Consider the following 18,500-nt stretch of genomic DNA (forward strand, 5'->3'; position numbering starts at 1 on the left):
GGTTAATCCATCAAATTACACATGCCGCTTATTTCGGGGCCAGTGCACTCATTTCGTCGCGTAATTCCTGAGACAGCGCCGGGTCCTTAAGAATTTTCTCGAGTTCTTTTCTGAAAGTGGCGTTATCAAGAAGATTGGATTTGAGGTCGCGTAATAAATTACGCATGGCCAGCATGGCGCGGAGCTGGGGGATCTGGCGGGCAACCTGTTCAGGTTCGAAATCCTTAATATCGGAGAAATTCAGTTTTATACTTTCCTCCGAACCATCGACAGCCATGGTGTTAGGCACCGTCAGATTAACCTCCGGGTTAAATTCCGAAAGTACGCTATTAAAGTTATTTTTGTTGACGTTGATTTTCTTCCTTTCGGACAATGGACGATTCTCTTTTCCATTACTGAAATCACCGACAGTGAGAAGTTTAAGCGGCAGTTCGACTTTCTTCTGCGCGCCGCCTGTATGCAGCGCCAGTTTTAAATTTATGCGTGCCTTGGGCACCTCATTCTGAAATGAATCGGCCATAGCAGTCCCTTTCTTTGCAAGAAATACGAGTTAAGTGAGTGACGGGTCTTTACAAAACCATATTAGAGCAAAAGCCCATTCATGATCAACTTTTCAGATCAAAGATCTGCATATGGATTTTTCTTAAGAATTTTCCACTAATCACTAGTGTTTATAAATTCCAGATATAAGTGGCACGCAGAAAGTATTAACCATTTATTCACAATAGATTAGCAGGAACGTCTGCCTTGATAGAGAATATTGAATTCATTGCCACCTGTCGTTGAATAATTGATTTATATCAATGCTGATCTAAGCATCAGCTGCAAAATCGCAGAGACATATCATCTTATTCAATAAACCTCCTGAATATGGAAAAATCCTAAATCGGACAAAAGTCAGGTTTTAAATAGCAGGAATTAAGCTATTACATGGAGGATGTATAAATGCTTGCACGCTTTTCAATAAACTGGAAAGGAGATGTCGCTCGAAGCATTCATCAAAAGAATAAATGATTTTTTATGAAAGGAATTTTGATAATAACTAGCCTGTAGGTACCATGAACCGTGTGTTCAGGCGCTTAAGCGATGTATAGCTATTTGCCAAAACCACTTAAGCGTCTTTCCTGTTTTTTTAATGCTTTTCAATATACATTGTACGACTGTACGCAACATCCTCTGGGTTATTTATCGGATACCCTTTAACCCAGGGCTTAATGAGGCGGCCATTGGTGTATTGATAAATAGGGGCTATCGGCGCTTTCTCGGCGAGGATCTTCTCGGCCATGTTGTAGTCTGCATTACGCGCTTTTTCAGTGGTTTCGAGCGTCGCCTGATGAATAATCTTATCGTAAGCAGGGTCGTTGAACCGTGAGATGTTGCCGGTGTGAGAGGACGTCAGCAGCGACAGGAATGTCGACGGCTCATTGTAATCCCCTACCCACGACGCACGGATCACGTCGAAATTCCCGGTATTGCGGCTGTCGATGTAGGTCTTCCATTCCTGATTCTGCAACTTAACGTCAACACCCAGATTTTTCTTCCACATAGATGCGACGGCAATGGCGATTTTCTGGTGGTTTTCAGACGTGTTGTACAGCAGCGTTAATTTCAGCGGGCGCTGGGGACCATAGCCTGCCGCCTGTAATAACGTTTTCGCCTGAGCATTTAGCTCCTGCTGCGACATCTGCTCAAATGGCGAGATTTCCGGTGTAAAACCGGCAGTGACATCGGGAGTGAAATGCCAGGCCGGTTTCTCACCGGTTCCCAGTACTTTTTCAGCCATAATACGTCTGTCGATAGTCATGCTGAGCGCCAGACGTACGCGGGCATCCGCAGTTGGGCCTTTTTGTGTGTTAAAGGCGTAGTAATAGGTCCCAAGCTGTGGCGGTGTATAAACCTGTCCCGGAATATCTTTAAGCAGCTTCTGGTACATGTTTTTCGGAAACGATTCTGTAATATCGATATCGCCCGCCAGGTAGCGTTTGGTCGCTGAGGACTCCTGGTTGATTGGCACAAAGGTGACTTTTTTAAGCACCGTGTTGGCGTTATCCCAGTAGTGAGTATTCGGCTCAACCACCAGTTTTTCATTCACCACGCGATCTTTCAGCACATACGCACCGTTGCCGATGAGCGCGCCAGGGCGCGTCCATTCTTTACCGCTTTCCACGTTTGCCTTTTGAACAGGATAGAACGCAAAGCTAGCCGTGAGGTTGCTGAACCATGGCAGCGGTTTATCCAGCTGCACGCGCAGCGTTTTAGCATCGACTGCCGTCACGCCGAGCGTTTCCGGTGCAGCTTTACCATCGATAATGGCCTGCGCATTATTAATACCCGCCAGCGCTGCAAACCAGGCGAAAGGTGACGTAGTTTTAGGATCAACCAGACGACGCCAGCTGTAGACAAAATCTTGTGCCGTCACCGGGGTACCGTCAGACCACTTCGCGTTATCCCGCAACGTAAACGTCCAGACACGGTTATCGTTGCTCTGCCAGCGCGTCGCCACGCCGGGAACCAGCTCCCCTTTTTCGTTCTGATTCACCAGCCCTTCATAAAGGTCGCGGATCACCTGTATCTCGGGTAAACCCACCGCTTTTGCCGGATCGAGCGAGGCGGGTTCATCTTTAATGTGTCGAACCAGCTCCTGCTTTTGCGCCAGCACCGTTCCCCTGGGAACCTCCGCGGCATATGAAAGTGAAGAAAACCCGCACAGCCACAGCGCAGTACAAAGAAGCGAAACAGGATGCTTCATACGATCCCCTTAATGATGTCAGGTAACAGGCAGATGCGTAATTATTTGTTTCGAAACGGAGAAATGCAAATGCTTCCTCAGGAAAGTTGATGTCAGGCAATTTTACACACAGACGGAAACTATTTGATTAAGCGCGGGTTTTGCACAACACTGCCAGAAGCGACTTCATCATCAGGGTTTATTATGGCAACCACCCGACCAAGAACGGAACGCGGCGCCTTCCCGCCCGGGACTGAACATTATGGCCGCTCATTTTTAGGCGCCCCACTGATCTGGTTTCCGGCTCCCGAGCCCGATCGCACTAGCGGCTTAATCATTGCGGGCACACATGGCGATGAAAACTCGTCCATCGTGACGCTTTCGTGCGCGCTACGTACGCTGGCCCCCGATTTACGACGACATCATGTGATTTTGACCGTCAACCCGGACGGATGCCAGCTTGGATTACGGGCGAATGCACGAGGCGTTGACCTTAACAGGAACTTTCCGGCAGCAAACTGGCGTGCCGGTGAAACGGTGTATCGCTGGAACAGTTCGGCGCAGGAACGAGATGTGGTCCTGCTTACGGGAGAAAAACCGGGTTCCGAGCCCGAAACCCAGGCGCTGTGTCAGCTTATTCATAAGATCCACCCGGCCTGGGTTGTCTCTTTCCACGATCCCCTCGCCTGTATTGAAGATCCTCGTCATACAGCGCTCGGGCAGTGGCTGGCGGATGCGTTTGCTCTACCTCTGGTAACCAGCGTCGGGTATGAAACGCCCGGGTCGTTTGGCAGCTGGTGCGCGGACCTCAGTCTTCACTGTATCACCGCAGAGTTTCCGCCTATTTCCTCGGATGAAGCGAGTGAAAAATACCTCAGAGCGATGACAGATCTTCTGCGCTGGCAGCCTCAAAGATGAAGTACGCCGGAGGTAAAACTCAGGGCGGGTGAAACGTCAACCGCCAGCCAGGTTGGGCCATCCAGATCGGCAAAACGCACGCTGTTCACCAGCGGGAGTGCAGCACCGATCGCTCTGGACGTGCACAACATACAGCCCAGCATCAGGGAAAAGCCTTGCGCCTGCGCATCCTTTGCCAGTGACAGGGCCTCGGTTAACCCACCCGTTTTATCCAGCTTGATGTTCACCATCTCGTAGCGGCCCTTGAGGGCTGACAGGCTCTCACGGGTATGACAGCTTTCGTCTGCACAGACGGGAAGCGGATGAATAAAATTCGCCAGCGCGGCATCGTCTTCTGCCGGGAGGGGCTGCTCCAGCATGGCAACGCCCAGATCGGCAAGCAGCTGACAACGGGCTGCCAGCCCTTCGCTGTGCCATGATTCGTTCGCATCGACGATAAGGGTGGCATCAGGTACCGCCGCACGAATGGCGACCATGCGTTCGCTAATCAGACGATCGTCGAGCTTCACCTTTAATAAGGTTGCACCGGTGGCATACAACGCCTGAGCGCTGGCGGCCATTTGCTCTGGTTCACCAATGACCACCGTTTGCGCGGTGACGATCGATTGCGGCAGCGTAACGTCCAGCAGCGAAGGTAGCAGTTTTTGTTGTTTCGCCGCTTCCAGACTCCAGAGTGCGCAGTCAATCGCGTTACGTGCCGCGCCGGCCGGCAACCTCTGCTGAAGAGCCTCACGCGTCAGGCCCGCCTGCAACTCGGGCACCACCGTCATAATTTGCGCCATGACTGACGCCAGGCTTTCTCCGTAGCGAGGATAAGGGGTACATTCCCCGACGCCTTTTACGCCGTCCTCTTCACATTCAACCACGACCACGCAGGCCTCATTACGGCTACCGCGCGAGATCACAAACGGGGTGTGCAATGGCCAGGCTTCTTCATAGACCTTAACGCTTCTCATCACTGACTCCTTGCAGGCCGGAAAGGCAGAAAATTGGTTTGCCGTGCTAACTGTGGATGACATACACTAGCCACGACGTTAACTATTTGTAAACAGGAAGATATCTATGTCACAACTCGTTCATTTCCAGGGCAACCCGGTTGCTGTTGCAGGTTCCATCCCACAGTCTGGCAGCAAAGCACAGCCTTTTACTCTGGTGGCTAAAGATCTGTCTGACGTCACGCTGAGCCAGTTTGCTGGCAAACGTAAAGTCCTGAACATTTTCCCAAGCATCGATACGGGCGTTTGTGCTGCATCAGTGCGGAAATTCAACCAGCTGGCGACCGAAATGGACAACACCGTGGTGCTGTGCATTTCTGCTGACCTGCCGTTTGCCCAGTCTCGTTTCTGCGGCGCTGAAGGCCTGAGCAACGTCATCACCCTTTCCACTCTGCGCAGCCCGGATTTCCTGGAAAAATACGGTGTTGCCATTTCCGAAGGCGCGCTGAAAGGTCTGGCTGCTCGTGCGGTGCTGGTGATCGATGAAAACGACAACGTTGTTTTCAGTGAGCTGGTTAACGAAATCACTACCGAACCGGATTACACCGCTGCACTTGAGGCGCTTAAAGCCTAAACGTAAAAAAGCCTCTGCAAAGAGGCTTTTTTATTTATTCGTCACCCTTCTTCTGATTTAACCCATACTCGCGCAGCTTATTCGCAATCGCGGTATGTGACACCCCAAGACGTTTAGCCAGCTTGCGCGTGCTCGGATAGCTGCGATAAAGCTGCGTTAACACCGAACGCTCGAAACGGCTGGTGATGTCATCCAGCGAGCCTTCCATTGCCTCTTCGCCTACCGAGACCGTCCCGGCATCGTAATCCGGCAAGAGAATATCCTGAGGACGCAGTTCATACCCTTCAAGCTGAGTTAATGCGCGATAGACCGCATTTTTTAGCTGACGAATATTGCCCGGCCAGCCGTAACGCGTCAGCACGGTACCCAGGTCGGCAGAGAGCTTCGGACGCGGCACGCCCTGCTCGTCGGCAAAACGGGCGACGAACAGTTCCGTCAACGGCATGATGTCCTGCGGGCAATCGCGCAGCGGCGGAATATTGAGCGTCAGAACGTTGAGACGATAGTAGAGATCTTCGCGGAATACCCCTTTCTGCACCAGCTCCACCAGGTTTTTCTGGGTGGCGCAGATGACGCGTACATCCACGTGCACTTCATGATCTTCCCCCACGCGGCGGAACGTACCGTCATTGAGAAAACGCAGCAGTTTCGCCTGCATGCGTGGCGACATTTCACCAATCTCGTCCAGCAACACCGAGCCGCCATTCGCCTGTTCAAAGAAGCCTTTTTTGCCTTCCGGCGCATGCCCGAACAGTTCACTTTCCACCGCATCTTCAGGAATAGACGCGCAGTTCAGCGCCAGATACGGTTTTGCCGCACGCGGGCTGGCCATATGCACAGCATGCGCCAGCAGATCTTTCCCCGTACCGGTATCCCCGGTAATCAGCAGCGGTGCCGTAAGATTTGCCAGCTTGCGCGCCTGGTCGAGCACGTGACGCATCTTCGGGCTCACCGCAATAATCTGGCTGAATGCGCCGACGTCCTGGCTGGAAAGGTTCTGTAACTGGCGTCCCATGCGCACCGTGGAGCGCAGCATGATTACCGCGCCGGTGAGCACCCGCGCGGCATTTTCCCCTTTCAGGTAGACCGGAGTGATCTCCATCAGGAAATTCTGTCCATTGATGACGACGTGCTCGCTATGGGTATTTTGCGGGTTGCTGTCCAGCCAGCGCTGGAAATTAAAACCTGGGATCAATTGCGTGGCGTGATGACCGATAAGCTTTTCCTGAGTCTGCGCAAACAGCTGGCAACTGGCCTGGTTAACGCGCTCGACTTTGTTTTTCAGATCGAGAGAGAGAAACGGCTCCGGCATTGCTTCCAGCAGTGCGCTCAGCGCAAGGTGTTCCCGCTCGGATGGCATCCAAGGGATGGTGCGTACATCCGTAACGCCAGCGATACGGCGGATTTCGGCCATCAGGCTACTGAAGGTATTAAATTCAATTTCGGCAAAATTGAGGTAAATTCGCCCGACAGGGTCGATCTCTATGCCACGTAAATCAATGCTACGTAAAACAAGAAGATCGAGTAACTCGCGGGTCAGACCGAGACGGTCCTCACAAAAGACTTCCAGACGCATGGGAAATTCACCGTTTAAGCCAATAACAGTAAAATGATATGTCAGATCACGGTATTCGGGAAGGTGGCTGTCAACAAATATTGACAGCCCGCACGATTAGTAAACGAAACCTCACTGAGCAGGTTTTTTATTGAGCGTCTCTTTAAGCTGACCAATCAATTCGCGACGGAAATCCCCCAGCCGCGGCTTATCGCCATCGATCCAGGGGAGTGGACGACAAACCTCCATCGCTTTGATTCCTAAGCGTGCCGTCAGCAGACCGGCACCAATCCCCTGCGCCGCCCGGGCAGAGAGACGCGCCGCAAGATCCTGCGACATCCAGTCCATCCCGACCTCCCGCACCAGTTCGCTTGCCCCGGCGAAGGCGATATTCAGCAACACCAGTTTGAACAGGCGCAGTCGGCTGTAATAGCCAAGCTCAATGCCATACAGTCTGGCGATGCGGTTGATCAGGCGCAGGTTGCGCCAGGCGATAAAGGCCATGTCCACCATCGCCAGCGGACTGACGGCAATCATCAGGGTGGATTCCGCCGCCGAGCGGCTTATCTCACGACGAGCCTGCGCATCCAGTACCGGCTGAACAATGTGCGCATAGAGCGTGACCACTTCCTGGTCATTCTGGGTTTCGTGGATCGCCGCATACCAGCGCTGAAGCGCCGGGTGAGAGTGATCTATCCCGGCCTGAGCCGCAAGTTTTTCACAAAAAGCACGCCCTTTTCCGGTGCCGTGACTGTGCAGCAGATCCCGCGCTTCATCGCGTTCGTGCGCACGCTGACGCAGACGCCAGAGGCGACGCCACTCGGTCACGACCGAGCCGACGCCCGCACCAACGATCAACGCCCCAGCGGCGCATCCCCCCAGCGCTACCCAGTCCTGGGTTTGCCAGGCATTGACGCCCCACTGCACGCCCTGACCAATTACGCTCACGCCAAAAAGGGCTAACCCGGCGGTCACCATCTTACGCCACAGGCTGCGTTTCGGGCGCAGTGCCGCATCAACGACCGCTTCCGCCTGCCCCTCTTCAACCAACGGCTCCTCTGCCAGCACGGGAGCAAAGTTGTCGGCCTGCGGACCGCTGAAGGTTTGCGCTGTTTTAAACGCCTCATGCGGGGACTGCTCAAGCTGGCCGGTAAAATCAATGCGGGGTTTTAACGGTTCCGTCATCGCAATTTATCTCCAATTAAAAACTCCAGCGCGGCATCCAGACGAATATGCGGCAATGGCTGGTCAACGTTCATGCTCTGCGGACGGAAGTCTTCGAACTGAAAACCCTGGCTTTGCCAGAAAGCCTGGCCCGGCAAACGCGGGGGAACTTCGCCCGGATAGACCGTGAGCGGCTCACCGTCGCTGAGTCGGTTGCCCCGCAGGGCCGGAATTTTCTCGCCATTCACGTCAATCAACCCACTCTGTGTAGCCTGTACGGACGCCAGACCCAGACAATCCATACTAATCCCTTCGAACGCCGCGTTCTGCCAGGCATCCTGCACCAGCTGTTGCAGCAGGGATACCATGTTGGCGTGCTGATCGACCGTCACATGATCAGCTTTTGTGGCGGCAAACAGCAGCTTGTCGATGACCGGCGAGAATAAACGGCGAAACAGCGTACGCTGGCCATAATGAAAACTTTGCATCAGCTGCGTCAGCGCCAGCCGCATATCATTGAACGCCTGCGGCCCGCTGTTGAGGGGTTGCAGGCAGTCCACCAGCACGATCTGGCGGTCAAAGCGTAAAAAATGATTTTTATAAAAACCCTTAACCACCTTCTCACAGTAATAATTGTATCGCTCGCGGAGCATACCGGCGTTAGTGGTCTTGTCTGCCTGTGCCAGCTTCGATTCGCCGATGCGGTCAACGTCCGGCCACGGGAAAAACTGTAGTGCGGGAGCACCGGCTAGATCTCCCGGCAGAACAAAACGGCCAGGCTGAATAAAATGCAGCCCTTCCTGCTTGCACTGATGCAGGTAATCCGTCCAGGCCTGGGCTATGACGGCCAGACGGTTTTCATCCGCCGGCGCCAGCGGATCCAGCCCTTCGCAAAGCTGGCGCCATTTGGTCGACCACTCTGCCCGCTGCCCCTGCAACAGACCGGTCATCTGCCGGGACCAGCTCAGGTAATCCTGCGCCAGCATCGGTAAATCGAGCAGCCATTCTCCCGGATAATCCACAATTTCGAGATACAGCGTGGACGTTTCTTTGAAGTGACGCATCAGGGATTCATTCGAGCGAAAACGAAGCGCAAGGCGAATTTCGCTCACGCCACGCGTCGGGGTGGGCCAGGCGGGAGGCTCCCCGTATAACTGTGCCAGACCTTCATCATAGGTGAAACGGGGGATGCCAAAATCACGTTGCGGTACGCGTTTTACGCCTAACAATCGCTCCTCGCGCACCGCGCTAAGCAGTGGCAGGCGCGCCCCAGCATGCAGGTTCAACAGCTGATTGACCATCGCCGTAATGAATGCCGTCTTACCGCTGCGGCTCAGCCCGGTAACGGCAAGACGCAGATGGCGATCAACGCCACGGTTCACCAGAGAATTGAATTCGTTTTTAAGTCGCTTCATCGCCGTCCTTCATTGTCTGGAACCCTGAACAAAGTCACTTCAGAATACAGTAAATTGGGGCAGATGGTTGATTATCAATTCTTAATTATTGCTATTGCCGTTTTCTCTCCAGTAAGATGGACGCAATTGCTGTCCGTCTGGAGTGAGTAAGGTGTATGTCACCCACCATCTATGATATTGCCCGCGTTGCTGGCGTTTCGAAATCAACCGTGTCACGCGTTCTGAATAAACAAACGAATATTTCTCCTGAAGCGCGTGAAAAGGTGTTGAAGGCGATAGATGAGTTAAATTACCAACCTAATAAACTTGCCCGCGCACTCACCTCTTCTGGCTTCGACGCCATTATGGTTATTTCGACCCGCTCAACCAAGACCACTGCAGGAAATCCCTTTTTCTCAGATGTACTGCATGCCATAACGGCAAAAGCAGAAGAAGAAGGTTTTGATGTTATTTTACAAACGTCCAAAAGCAGTGAAGATGATCTGCAAAAATGCGTGGGTAAAATAAAGCAGAAGATGATCAAAGGCATCATCATGCTAAGCTCGCCGGCGAACGAGTCGTTTTTCTCGACGCTGGATGAATACGGTGTGCCCGTGGTCGTCATTGGTAAAGTGGAAGGAAATTACCAGAATATCTATTCTGTCGACACGGATAATTTCCGCGACAGCGCCATATTAACAGACTCGTTTATCACGCATGGCCGCACCAAAATTGCCTGCCTGCATGCCCCGCTCGATTATCACGTCTCTATCGATCGCCTGGCGGGTTATAAATTCAGCCTTGAGAAACACGGTATCGAAATTAACCCGACCTGGGTTATCGATGGCGGCTATACCCATGAAAGCGCGCTTCAGGCGGCCTGCCAGCTACTCTCCTCAGACAACCCGCCCGATGCGGTTTTTGCGACTGACAGCATGAAATTGCTGAGTCTTTATCGTGCCGCGGATGCGCTAAATCTGGCGATCCCGGAACAGGTCGCAATGGCAGGATACAGCGACCCGATGCTATCTCTCATTTTAACCCCTGCACCAGGCGGCTTTGATATCCCCACGAAAAAGCTGGGCGAAGAGAGCTGCGATTTGTTGTTCAGGTGCATTGCGGATAAACCTGCGCCGCATAAGGTATTGGTTGAAACACATTTTTCAGATGCAGCTTCGTTACGCTAAAAACCAGGGGCAAACGCCCCTGGTATCACGTCATCAGAACGCGTAATTCACGCCGACACCCGCATAGTGGAAGCGGTCGCTCTCGCCTTCGTCATGATTTTCCCATTCGTAGGCATACTCAAGCGTCATGGAAAGGCCATTCGCAAAGTCATAAGCATAGAGCAGACCCAGTCGATTGAAGTCATGCCCTTCACGAGTTGGATCGTCCTGCCAGTCCCAGTTTGACCAGCGATCGAGCCCCAGACGGGTGTAAGGTGTAAGCGTTGTCTGGCCTAATGAAACAGGCAGGTAGGCACGAATCTCCTGGGTGGAGAATTCACCGTTATTACGTGAACTGTCCATATTGAAGCCACGCTCTAAATAGTAGTTAACTTTTGCAGAGACGGTTTCGTTTATTGTCCAGGTAAATCCGGTTTCCGTTTCGACGCGGCTGTCAGAATAACCGGTTTTTCCCAGGTCATTCGCAAACTGGTACATGGCAAACCAACCGCCAAAACGCCAGTCATCTGTTAATTTCACATCCCAGTCAGGCTGAATTTTATAGCGCTGCATATTAGCACTACCGTCTTTCGCACCGTGCTCATCTTTAAAATGATATCCATAATTACGGAAACCGCCCGTAAGACCCAGCGTAAAATCCTCTGTGCCAATGAAGCGATACCGTAATTCAAATTCAGGACGATCGAAATAGGTGCCGCGCGTCATGCTGCTGTAATCAACCGGGCCTTCCTGATACATCGCCAGTGAAATTGTCCACGCATCATATGTGGCGTTAAACCACACGGAAGGTTCATATAATCCATCTTTATCGTCGCCCTGACCTTCGACGTTTTCAATTTCATACATGGCACCAATATTAAATTCCCACTGTTTGGTTGACTCTGTTGCTTGCGCGCAGCTTACCCCTGCGCACAGAACGAGCGCAGCACTTCTTAGTAGAGTACTCATTAAAATATTCCTTTATAATTAACATACAAAAAAACCGGAAACTTTCATTTCCGGCGAATACCTTTCTTATCTAATAGCTGCTTCAGTATCAGCATCGAAGAAATGGCACTTACTCATATCGAACTGGATGCCGATATTATCTCCTGCAACGTAATCATCCGCCGCTCCCGCACGGACAACCAGTTCATGCCCGCCCACGTTGGCATAAAGCATAAATTCTGCCCCAGTCAGCTCAGCGACGCTGATCTTCGCCGCGATGTTTTCACCGCTGCGCTGTAGCGTGAGAATGTCTTCCGGACGGATCCCAAAGACGACCGCTTTGCGCTGGTAACCTTGCGCATTCAGTACGGCCAGCTTCTCCTCCGGGATCTCCAGACGCAGCGTTTCCGTCACGAAGTATCGGTCGTCGATCGCGCCACGAATGAAGTTCATCGCAGGTGAACCAATAAAGCCTGCAACGAACATATTCGCCGGCTCGTTGTAAACCTGCTTCGGCGCGCCCACCTGCTGAATGATGCCGTCTTTTAAAATCACAATACGGGTCGCCATCGTCATGGCTTCCGTCTGATCGTGCGTCACGTAAATCATGGTGGTGTTGAGCTTCTGGTGCAGCTTGCTGATTTCAGCGCGCATCTGTACACGAAGCTTGGCATCGAGGTTTGACAGCGGTTCATCCATCAGGAAGACCCCTGCTTCACGCACTATCGCCCTGCCTAACGCCACGCGCTGACGCTGACCACCTGACAATGCGCCAGGTTTACGCTGGAGATAGTCGCGTAAACCCAGGATCTGGGCCGCCCAGCTAACACGTTCTTCGATGATGGAAGGTGCTATTTTTTGCATCTTCAGGCCAAACGCCATGTTGTCGTAGACCGTCATATGCGGATAGAGCGCATAGTTCTGGAAGACCATTGCGATATCACGGGACTTGGCGGGAACTTCATTCATACAAACCCCGTCAATAATCAGTTCACCTGCGCTGATCTCCTCAAGGCCGGCAATCATTCGCAGCGTCGTGGATTTCCCACAGCCCGATGGACCGACGAAGACGATAAATTCTTTATCTTCAATCTCGAGATTGAAATCCTTAACCACGTGGACCTGGTTATCATAGATTTTCTGAATGTGTTTCAGAGACAGTTGAGCCATTATTAATTCCTTATCAATACGCCCGGGATGCCCAGAACGCCGTCAGGCGTTCCCAGGTCAGTTCCTGCGTTGAATGAAGTTGTAATCCCGCATGGTTCAGGCCAGGCCCAATTCCGACCGACAGCATTCCTGCGGCGTTGATCGCATCTACCCCTGCGGCGGCATCTTCGATACCAATGGCCTCTTCAGGACGCACGTTCAGTCCTTTACAGGCTGCAAGGAAGATCTCCGGGTCCGGCTTTGAGCGGCAAATGCGCGAAGCATCGGCGCAAAAATCGAAAGCCTGATGAATACCCAACGCGTGCAAAATCCCAGGGGCATTAAGCGATACGGATGCCAGCCCAATTTTGACCTTCGCGGCGCGAATATCCGCCAGCACATCGCGAATACCCGGGAGCAGCGAATCCTGCGTCAGTGATGCCAGCGACTGGACGTAAAGCGCGTTTTTTTTCGTTGCCAGCGCCAGGCGCTGCTCGTCACTGAACATCCCCTCTTTCCCGCCATGTTTCAGAATGCGCTGGAGGGAGTCCATACGGCTTATTCCCTTCAGCTGTTCGTTAAATACTTCATCGAAGGTAATACCAATCTCCTCCGCCACGGCGCGCCAGGCCAGAAAGTGAAGATGCGCGGTATCGGTGATCACCCCGTCCAGATCGAATACAACAGCGTTAAGCGTCATGGCGCCCCTCCGTGGTAGCGGTCCCATTAACAGGTGCAAGAAAGTCCTTATGCGCGCAGACTTTTCGCCCTGATACGTGCAGCGTTTTACCCCACAGCGTCAACGTGACAGGTGCGGTAGTCTCAATGGTTAATTGGTCATTTTCACAGGTAATGTGCATTGTTGCGTCCCGCCACCGCAGCGGGAAGGCGAGTTTCTGCCAGTGAACAGGCAGTTTCGGTGCAAGATGCAGCTCCCCTTCGCTAATGTGCAGGCCAGCAAACCCCTGAATAGCGCCCAACCAGATCGCACCGGTGGCGGCGGCATGAATACCGTCATCACTGCTGTGTGGGTCGTCCCCCAGGTCGATGGCGATACCGTCACGCCAGAAGGCATACGCCCCCTCGGTGTCACCGCAGCGTGCGAGCACAATGCCGTGAATGGCTTTACTCAGGGATGAATCATGAATCGTGCGTGGCTCATAGAACGCAAGATTGGCGGCACATTGCTGCGGCGTAAACCGTTCCGGCAGCAGGTAGTTAAGCATCACCACATCGGCCTGCTTCAGGATCTGCATCTCGTTCACTTCCGCGCGAGAGTAATCAAGCAGAATGGTTTGCTTACCCGCTTTGGCTTTATAGCGGCTCAGATCGATGGCAGGTTTTGCCATGAAGGTATCATCCTGCGGGATCACACCGTCTGCGTCGGCCTCTGGCAGCCACAGGCGCGCCAGGAACTTCCCGGCATTCTCCGTAAAACGCGCATCTTCACGGCCAAACATCGCCATAAACTGACGCGCGCAGGCAACGTTGTGCCAGGCCAGATAGTTGGTGTAGGCGTTGTTGTTGACATGCTCGGTGTATTCATCCGGTCCGATCACGTCATGGATCTCAAGACGACCATTGATTTCCGTCGCGCGTCCCATCCAGAACGAAGCGGTTTCCATCAGTAGCGTCAGACCCTCATTCCGCATAAAGGCATCGTCGTGTGTTGCCTGCCAGTAAGCGACCACGGCCCAGGCGATATCAGCCACGATGTGATGTTCAGCGAGTGCGGAAGCCACCTTCTGGCGAACCCCGGTGCGGATGTTGATTGCCGCGAATTCTGGCGTCTCTTCCTGTCCGCTGGCCGCACTTTCCCACGGGAACAATGCACCCGGCCAACCGTTACGGCGCGCTTTTTCCCGTGCGCCTGCCAGATTAAGCCAACGATAGCGTAGCAGGCTGCGGGCAATCTGCGGGCGGGTAAACAGATGGAACGGCAGCAGGAAAATTTCGGTATCCCAGAAGACGTGCCCCTTGTACCCCTCACCCGTCAGCCCTTTCGCCGCAATACTGCTTCGCTCATCATGAGCAGGCGTCATTGTCGTCAGATGCCAGACGGCGTAATCCAGCGCCAGCTGATCCTGTTGCTCTGTGGAAGTCACTTCCACACGTGCGTCGCGCCAGACATCTTTCCAGGCATACGCTGAGCTTTCAAGCAACGCCTCATAACCTCTTGCCGCACAGACTTTAAGATCGGCCAGCGCGTTGCGCGCGAATGACTCCTGCGACAGCGCTTTCTCGCTACGATGAGCCACCCAGACGATCTTCTCAAGCGTGACAGTGTCACCCCGAGCAATCGTCAGCGAATGATGCACGCTGAGACGGCGGTTTTTGGCGGTGAAACAGCTGTCGCTTTTCGTCGAGAGCTGGCAATACGCCGAAACCACAACCTCAGATGCACGGTCCTGCGTTTCATACACGCCCTGCATGTAGTGCTGGTCAAAGATCCTGACCGAGATTTCATCCAGATGCTGTCTGCCGCTGTTCGTTTGTGTCGCATCTATGCCGGTTTTCAGCACGGCCTGAGCGTCGCCATCAAGCGGTGTGATCGAGAACTGCATTGCCACTAAGGGCAACTGGTCCAGCGAAACAAAACGACGGCTCTCCAGCCGATAACGTTTCCCGTCGGGTGCACGCCAGACAACGTTGCGATGCAGTTCGCCGTTAGCAAAAGCCAGCTCGCGCTGCCATTCAAGAATTTCGCCTGACAGAAGCGTGAAATTGACGCCATCAAGCTCAACATCAATACCGGTGATATCCGGCAGATTGACCAGCTCAGTAGTCTCGTTGCGACCCGCGCAATGATAAAGCCCCGCGAGATACATGCCTCTGATCTGCTGGGTGTAATCTTCTTCATGCGTAGCGCGAATGCCCATGTAGCCATTCCCGCATGACATGACAGAGGCATATTTGTTCAGGCTGTGAGGACAAAAGCCCGGATCGTTTAATACAGACACGTTCAGCATAATGTCACGCTTTCCCCTGTTTCTGCTGATTCATAAAGCGCGGCAACAAGCTGTTGAATAACCAGACCCTGTTCTGCGTCAGCGATCATAACGTGCTCTCCCAGCACATGACGCACGAAGGCATCCATACTGCGCAGATGGCGCTGATCGTCCGCCTCTTCACGATGGAAAAGGGTTTCTAAAACACCGGCTTCGTCGTTATAGATATGCGCCGGGAACAGCGTTGCGCCTGCCTTTTCACCGCAGAAAGAGACGTTCATGATGGACTGCTCGCGGATGTTAAGCGCAAAGGAGGTGTCCAGACGCAGAACGCCGCCGTTGCAGAATTCAATCGTGCCAAACAGGGCATCTTCCACGGTAAACTGCGTAGGATCCCATTCGCCAAACTGACCGTTGTGTTTCCGGTTCCCCAGTCTCTGGAAGCTGTGCGCGGTTACCCGCTTCACAGCCGGGAAGCCCAACACGTACATCGCAGCATCCAGCATATGAATGCCGATATCGATAAGCGGCCCGCCACCCTGGAGCGATTTATTGGTGAAAACGCCCCACCCCGGCACACCGCAGCGACGCAGCGCCTGCGCGGAAGTGAAGTAAATTTCACCGAGTGTGCCGTTCATTACCGCATCGCGCAGGAGCTGGGTGTCCAGGGCAAAGCGATGATGAAAATCATACGCAAGGACTTTTCCTGCCTTGCGCGCCGCGATGCGCATCTGGTCGGCCTGTTCCGGCGTCATTGCCGGCGGCTTTTCACACATCACATGGCAACCCGCTTCGAGAGCCGCCATCACATGTTCAAAATGGAATCGGTTAGGCGAACAGACGCTCACCACATCCGGTTTTACTTTCTGCAACATCTCGTGAGCGTCCTGCCATGCCGTTGGAATGGCATAACGTTCCGCGAACGCCTGTGCCTGCTCAAGGCGGCTGTCCATGACAGCCACCATTTGAACATCACTGCGCGTGGCGTAATACGAGGCATGCACTTTGTCTGCAACCTGCCCGGCGCCAATGATGGCGACGCGCAGAGGCAAAGGTGTAGAAGCACTCATCACGCTCGTCATCCTTAGCATTCACGCAGGTAATTGAGTGAGTCCTGATAGGCTTGAGCCGGATCGTCGGCACGAACCCGGCACTCGTACACCACATAACCCTGATAGTTATCAGCACGCAGCTGACCGAACAGGCTGGCGAAATCAAGGCTGCCGCTGCCCGGCTGATAGCGGTGGTTATCAGCAATATGCACATGACCCAGCAGATCGCGGTTGTGATGTAGCGCTTCCGTCAGTGAGTCTTCTTCAATGTTCATGTGGTAGAAATCACCGATGATCTGCACGTGCTTCAGGCCGTTCTCTTCGATGTAACGACGCGCGTCGGCCAGGGTGTTGATCATATGATCCTGATAGCGGTTCAGCGGCTCCAGGTAGACGGTAGTACCGGTGCGCGCTGCTACCTCATCCAGCCAGCGCAGGGAAGCGCTGACCGCTTTGCGATCGCCATCCAGGCTACGTGGCGAAGTCATTGGCGGCAGACGGAAGGTAAACATCCCCCAGGCAGCCGGGACGATAATCCCTTTGCCGCCCACTTCTGCCAGCGCTTCCAGAATGCGTTCAATCTGCTGGAGACCGTTCAGGCGGCGTTCTTCGATGAAATCCCCGATCCAGCCATCGTATCCGCCACACGCCGTCGTAACCGGCAGACCGGTGGCTTTGATAGCGGCTTTCACTTCGTCGAGATGTTCAACCAGCAGCCGGCCATCTATTTCGTAGCCATCAAATCCCATCGCTTTGATGTATTTGAATTTTTCCATGATAGTGGTCGGGAAAAAGGCCTGGTTTTGTGTTGCGATTTTCATGATTTGCTGTCCTTAGCTTAAAAAGTAACGCCCATTTTGATACTGAGTTCCGGGTGCTGATCGACATACTTCATGTAGCTTTCCGGGCTGGTGGTGAAGGTGACGACCGGGTCGATCAGATCTTCACAATTGAGATAACCGTTCATCAGCAATTCCCAGCAGGTCTCTTCTATACGCTTGCGACTCCAGCGTGGATAATCCGGGTTGGGTTCACTGCATGCGCGGGAGAAGACAATCTTCGCGTTGTTGAAGTGTGCTTCGCGGCCCAGGTTGAAGCCTGCCGCAAAAGGTTTGGCGAAAGCCACGTAAGAGATCGTGCCGCCGTAGGCGAGTCCGCGCAGCGCAGATTGCAGCGCATCTGCAAAGCCGCTGGTTTCGATGATCACATCCGCGCCCTGCTTGCCGGTCAGTTTCTTAATTTCAAGACCGACATCGGTACCGATTGGGTTCAGGCAGTGGTCTGCACCGTGACGGCGGGCGATCTCACAGCGATGTTCAATAGGATCGACACCAATAACCACTGACGCGCCAGCTTTTTTCGCCAGCTGAATCGCAATCTGGCCAATAGCGCCCAGCCCGACAACTACAACGAAATCCCCTACGCGGACGTTAGCATCACGCACGCCGCTCATGGCGAACTGAGCCGGATCGTAACAAACAGCGTTTTTCCAGGATGCGCCCTGCGGCATTTTGCGCAGCTTATAGTTGTTCACCGCGTTGACGATGACCGTTTCCTGCAATGGACCGTAGCAGCAAACGCTGTCGCCGATCTGGTATTCCGTTACGTCCGCACCACATTCGATGATGTCGCCGACGATCATGTTTCCCAGCTGGAATTTACCAAATTCGATGCCGCGTGCTGCCCCCTCTTCACGTGGGGTAAACATCTGCCACTCGGCGTTAAACTCTTCATCAATGAACGGGCTTGCCGCGCGGAAATCCACAACTTCGGTGCCGTGTTTCGGGGCGCCATAACGGGCACGAATCTTCACTTCATGTGCTGCAACAGGACGATCTTCGTATTCCACCAGCGCCGCTACACGAGGCGCTGTCGCAACTAATTTTTTCATGACTCACTCCTTGTTAAA

General features: G+C 53.3%; 16 protein-coding genes. 3 read left to right on the top strand and 13 right to left on the bottom strand.

Annotated elements, in window-relative coordinates:
* Window positions 1-28 precede the first annotated feature (28 nt).
* Entirely contained in the window at window positions 29-520 is a 492-nt protein-coding gene (gene tssB, locus ACQG1K_RS11845) for a type VI secretion system contractile sheath small subunit (RefSeq protein WP_023300236.1), read from the bottom strand.
* 612 nt (window positions 521-1,132) lie between these two features.
* Window positions 1,133-2,749 carry a peptide ABC transporter substrate-binding protein gene (locus ACQG1K_RS11850; RefSeq protein ID WP_023300237.1) on the bottom strand — a complete coding sequence of 539 codons (1,617 nt, stop codon included), beginning with the start codon at window positions 2,747-2,749 and terminating at the stop codon, window positions 1,133-1,135.
* 183 nt (window positions 2,750-2,932) lie between these two features.
* Here ACQG1K_RS11850 and mpaA point away from each other — a divergent pair, with 183 nt between their 5' ends.
* Window positions 2,933-3,646 (top strand): murein tripeptide amidase MpaA, encoded by a 714-nt coding sequence (gene mpaA, locus ACQG1K_RS11855; RefSeq protein WP_022648287.1) that lies wholly within the window; start codon window positions 2,933-2,935, stop codon window positions 3,644-3,646.
* On the opposite strand, the gene ycjG is transcribed toward mpaA, so the two are convergent.
* Window positions 3,637-4,602 carry an L-Ala-D/L-Glu epimerase gene (ycjG, locus tag ACQG1K_RS11860; RefSeq protein ID WP_367074426.1) on the bottom strand — a complete coding sequence of 322 codons (966 nt, stop codon included), beginning with the start codon at window positions 4,600-4,602 and terminating at the stop codon, window positions 3,637-3,639. The genes mpaA and ycjG overlap by 10 nt on opposite strands.
* Window positions 4,603-4,708: 106 nt before the next feature.
* Between ycjG and tpx the strand changes: the two genes are divergently transcribed.
* Window positions 4,709-5,215, top strand: coding sequence for a thiol peroxidase (gene tpx, locus ACQG1K_RS11865; protein WP_003856889.1), 507 nt, complete (start codon window positions 4,709-4,711; stop codon window positions 5,213-5,215).
* Window positions 5,216-5,249: 34 nt separating this feature from the next.
* Here tpx and tyrR read toward each other — a convergent pair whose 3' ends face one another.
* From tyrR to ACQG1K_RS11880, 3 genes are all read right to left on the bottom strand, one after another.
* Entirely contained in the window at window positions 5,250-6,791 is a 1,542-nt protein-coding gene (tyrR, locus tag ACQG1K_RS11870) for a transcriptional regulator TyrR (RefSeq protein ID WP_023300239.1), read from the bottom strand.
* 111 nt (window positions 6,792-6,902) lie between these two features.
* Complete coding sequence (locus tag ACQG1K_RS11875) at window positions 6,903-7,955, bottom strand: YcjF family protein (protein ID WP_023306373.1); 1,053 nt, start codon at window positions 7,953-7,955, stop codon at window positions 6,903-6,905.
* A complete protein-coding gene (locus ACQG1K_RS11880) occupies window positions 7,952-9,349 on the bottom strand; it encodes a YcjX family protein (protein WP_022648291.1) in 1,398 nt (465 codons plus the stop codon). The genes ACQG1K_RS11875 and ACQG1K_RS11880 overlap by 4 nt, the downstream gene beginning before the upstream one ends.
* A gap of 155 nt (window positions 9,350-9,504) precedes the next feature.
* On the opposite strand from ACQG1K_RS11880, the gene ACQG1K_RS11885 reads away from it, so the two are divergent.
* Window positions 9,505-10,515 carry a LacI family DNA-binding transcriptional regulator gene (locus tag ACQG1K_RS11885; RefSeq protein ID WP_022648292.1) on the top strand — a complete coding sequence of 337 codons (1,011 nt, stop codon included), beginning with the start codon at window positions 9,505-9,507 and terminating at the stop codon, window positions 10,513-10,515.
* A gap of 33 nt (window positions 10,516-10,548) precedes the next feature.
* Here ACQG1K_RS11885 and ACQG1K_RS11890 read toward each other — a convergent pair whose 3' ends face one another.
* The 7 genes from ACQG1K_RS11890 to ACQG1K_RS11920 all read right to left on the bottom strand — a co-directional run bounded on the left by ACQG1K_RS11890 (window position 10,549) and on the right by ACQG1K_RS11920 (window position 18,482).
* On the bottom strand, window positions 10,549-11,463 hold the full coding sequence (locus ACQG1K_RS11890; protein ID WP_023300241.1) for an OmpG family monomeric porin: 915 nt from the start codon (window positions 11,461-11,463) through the stop codon (window positions 10,549-10,551).
* Window positions 11,464-11,529: 66 nt separating this feature from the next.
* On the bottom strand, window positions 11,530-12,612 hold the full coding sequence (locus ACQG1K_RS11895) for an ABC transporter ATP-binding protein (RefSeq protein WP_058677136.1): 1,083 nt from the start codon (window positions 12,610-12,612) through the stop codon (window positions 11,530-11,532).
* A 13-nt stretch (window positions 12,613-12,625) separates the two neighbouring features.
* Complete coding sequence (pgmB, locus tag ACQG1K_RS11900; protein ID WP_022648295.1) at window positions 12,626-13,291, bottom strand: beta-phosphoglucomutase; 666 nt, start codon at window positions 13,289-13,291, stop codon at window positions 12,626-12,628.
* Complete coding sequence (locus ACQG1K_RS11905) at window positions 13,281-15,560, bottom strand: glycoside hydrolase family 65 protein (RefSeq protein ID WP_367074422.1); 2,280 nt, start codon at window positions 15,558-15,560, stop codon at window positions 13,281-13,283. Before ACQG1K_RS11905 ends, pgmB begins: the two co-directional genes overlap by 11 nt.
* Window positions 15,554-16,612, bottom strand: a complete 1,059-nt coding sequence (locus ACQG1K_RS11910) for a Gfo/Idh/MocA family protein (protein WP_058677198.1) — start codon at window positions 16,610-16,612, stop codon at window positions 15,554-15,556. The genes ACQG1K_RS11905 and ACQG1K_RS11910 overlap by 7 nt, the downstream gene beginning before the upstream one ends.
* 11 nt (window positions 16,613-16,623) lie before the next feature.
* Window positions 16,624-17,412 (bottom strand): sugar phosphate isomerase/epimerase family protein, encoded by a 789-nt coding sequence (locus ACQG1K_RS11915; RefSeq protein WP_023300245.1) that lies wholly within the window; start codon window positions 17,410-17,412, stop codon window positions 16,624-16,626.
* A 17-nt stretch (window positions 17,413-17,429) separates the two neighbouring features.
* Window positions 17,430-18,482, bottom strand: a complete 1,053-nt coding sequence (locus ACQG1K_RS11920; protein WP_015570403.1) for a zinc-dependent alcohol dehydrogenase — start codon at window positions 18,480-18,482, stop codon at window positions 17,430-17,432.
* Window positions 18,483-18,500: the final 18 nt, after the last annotated feature.

This window comes from Enterobacter cloacae complex sp. 402C9 (assembly GCF_050030745.1).
In the GTDB taxonomy this organism is placed as follows: domain Bacteria; phylum Pseudomonadota; class Gammaproteobacteria; order Enterobacterales; family Enterobacteriaceae; genus Enterobacter; species Enterobacter intestinihominis.